We start from the raw sequence: 2957 nt of genomic DNA on the forward strand, positions 1-2957 counted from the left end.
CACCGTTGAAATCAAGCAACACGCTTTCCCATTTCGTCAGCGTTGATACAAAGATTTCTTGAAGTCGGGCTAAGATTTCATTGTTAATAGCAATGGTCGGTATTTGATGACAAATACGACGTGAGCGGTAAGTCTATAAACAGAGCGAAATCCATGATTGTAATCAGTTGACATATTAGGCAGTAAGTGTTACAATTCAATTGTACATCACAAAACGAACGACAGTGATAACGCTTACCTACCAGTACAAACTAAAGGTAAACAGACAACAGGAACGGGAGATCATCCACATTCTTGATGTTGGCAAAAGCGTTTATAATTACGCGCTCTCAGAACGGAAAGATTGGTTAAACTCTCGAAAGTGTCTTGCGGATCGCTGTTCGTTAGTTTCCGAGTACATAATTCCTGTGGATGAACCCTATCCAAATTACTTCGTTCAAGCTAAAAATCTAACGGAAGCTAAAAAAGTTTACCCGATATTAAAGACGGTTAACGCTCAAGTCTTACAGCAAGTCTTAAAAACTTTAGATAAGGCGTTTAACCAGATGAAGTCGAAAGGCTTCGGCTTTCCTAGATTCAAAAAAAAGATGCGAAGTTTTATTTTTCCTGCGCTGTCAAAAAACTTTCTAGGGGATGGATGTTTGAATTTTCCACAATTAGGAAAAATTAGAATACGGCCATCTAGAGAATACCCGTCTGGGTTTGAGCCTAAACAAGCTCGAATTATCCAAAAAGCGTCGGGATTTTACGTTTCGGTTTCCTTCCAATCTCCGGAATTAGTTCCCGATATGACAGTAGGGAAGACCTGTTTAGGAATCGACGCGGGGATTGAAAGTTTTGTCGCTACTTCACGGGGAGATTTAATCAAAGCCCCTCGATTTTTGTTGAGAGTACAGAGTAAGCTTAAATTGCTACAAAGACGCTTGAAACGGAAAACTAAAGGCTCAAACAATTGGTTAAAACTCCAAGAGAAGATAGCAAGATTACATGAAAAAGTGTCTAATACTCGTAGAGATTGGCACTTTAAACTAGCTCATTACCTTTGTGATTTTGCTGATAATATCTTCGTTGAGGATATTAACTTCGTTTCCTGGTCTAGAGGAATCGTTAGAAAACAATCTCTGGATTCGGGTATCGGTAGTTTTATTAACGAGATATTACCGTTTGTCGCTTGGAAACGGGGAAAATATTATCTTAAGGTTGATAAAAACGGAACCTCGCAAGAGTGTCCGAATTGTGGCGCAATTACTGGTAAAAAAGCGTTATCGGAAAGAGTTCACCGGTGTGATTCTTGCGGCCACATTGAACCGAGAGATACGGCATCAGCGAAGGTAATTGAGAACCGAGGAAAAAACGCGGTCGGACTGACCGTGTTAGAAAACGCTCGCGGAGGCGATTTGACGGGGATCGACTGGGTTAAACTCGGTCGATCTAGTTAAAAGCCTAAGAACCGAGAATCCCCCGCTACACCGCGCTCCGCGGTTAGCGGGGGAGAGTCAATCCCCGATAACTGATAACTGCTAGACTAATTGGGTGATGCTTGCAAGATTAATAAAACCAGTGTCGAGATTAGAATGCAGGGACTTTTAAGAAAACTTTGGCGCGCGATCGAAAACTTTTTTACCCGACTTTTGGGGGGACAAGGGGGAAAGGGGAGAGTACAAGCGATCGAATCTGTTCCCCTAACCGATACAGATTACGAGTTTCTCTATATGCAGTTACTCGATGGAGTGGCCCACGGTTGGCACGAAGGCAGAATTCTGAGATTTTTTGAAAAACTGGGCGATCGAGGTCGGCAAAAAGATTGGGTAGAATGGTTAGAGCGCTTTGGCACCCGTCTGCAATCCTCCGCTTCCCTTAACCAACTTCTCGCCACCAGAATGATCCGTTTGGGAGAATTAGCCCGCGCTTTCCCGGGGATTGAACGTATTGGTGAAGCTTCCTACGAGATCGGTTATCAACTCTACACCAAAGAAACTGCCACTTTAATCTGGGAATACGCCGGCGAAGATGAGGCCCCGGGCAGTTATTCCCTGCCGCAACCCCCAGAAAATCTCTCATATTCGGGTGAAACTAGCGATTTTAACGGTGCTGACCCAGAAAATCCCCAATTAGAAACCCTGACCCTCGATGAATTATTTAACCGTCTGCAAAACGATCCTACCCTGGCGGGCCAAATGGCCGAACAATTAGGCATCGAAAATAAGGACGCAGAAAGCATTATTGATAGTCTCATCGCTCAATTTTCCCCACTGTCAGGTAAAAACCCTGAAACTGCCGAAGATTGGTTTAATCAGGGCTTAGAACAGGCAAATTTAGGCAATTGGTCAAATGCGATCGCTGATTGGGAACAGGCCTTGACGATCGATCCCCAATTAGCCTCGGCCTGGCATAATCGTGGTAGTGCCTTAGCCATGATCGGTAACTACGAGGAGGCTTTAAATAGTTATGATCGCGCCCTAGAAATCACCCCCAACGATCACCAAATCATTAACGCTAGAGGCAGCGCCCTATACGGACTGCAACGTTGGCAAGAAGCGTTAGAATGTTGGCAACAGGTGCTAGAAGCGGACGATAATTTTTATCAAGCTTGGTACAATCGCGGCAGTACCCTAGAAAATTTGGGCGAAACCCAAGCAGCGATCTCCTGTTATCAAAAAGCTTTAGGGATTGCGCCGGATTTTGAGCTTGCCCAAACCCGTCTAGAGGCTTTACTAGGGCAAAAACCGCCCGAAGACGACGGTAATCCCCCCGCCTGATTCAATCTGAACTTGAGCAGTCACTAACCCCGCCCTAAAAGGGACGGAGCTTACCTAAACCAATTTAGGCGACGCAAGTAGAGACTACCGCATCGAGACACAATCTGGCACAGACCTCCGAATACTTCCCTAGTTCGGATTCCCTCTCAGCTTTATTGGTAAAGCGTTGTTAGACAAGACATCTTGATTGTGTTGCGG

The 2957-nt window shown here is 44.8% G+C and carries 2 protein-coding genes; both read left to right on the plus strand.

The genetic code is table 11. The features are described from left to right. The first annotated feature begins 224 nt into the window (after positions 1 to 224). The gene (locus O9295_RS12570; RefSeq protein WP_288033141.1) at positions 225 to 1439 is read left to right on the plus strand and encodes an RNA-guided endonuclease InsQ/TnpB family protein; all 1215 of its coding nucleotides are present in this window, start codon (positions 225 to 227) and stop codon (positions 1437 to 1439) included. A 135-nt stretch (positions 1440 to 1574) separates the two neighbouring features. After that, positions 1575 to 2759: a tetratricopeptide repeat protein gene (locus O9295_RS12575; RefSeq protein ID WP_288033143.1), complete on the plus strand. Its 1185-nt coding sequence runs from the start codon at positions 1575 to 1577 to the stop codon at positions 2757 to 2759. Positions 2760 to 2957: the final 198 nt, after the last annotated feature.

Source organism: Microcystis sp. LE18-22.4A (assembly GCF_027531105.1).
Taxonomy (GTDB): Bacteria; Cyanobacteriota; Cyanobacteriia; order Cyanobacteriales; family Microcystaceae; genus Microcystis; species Microcystis aeruginosa.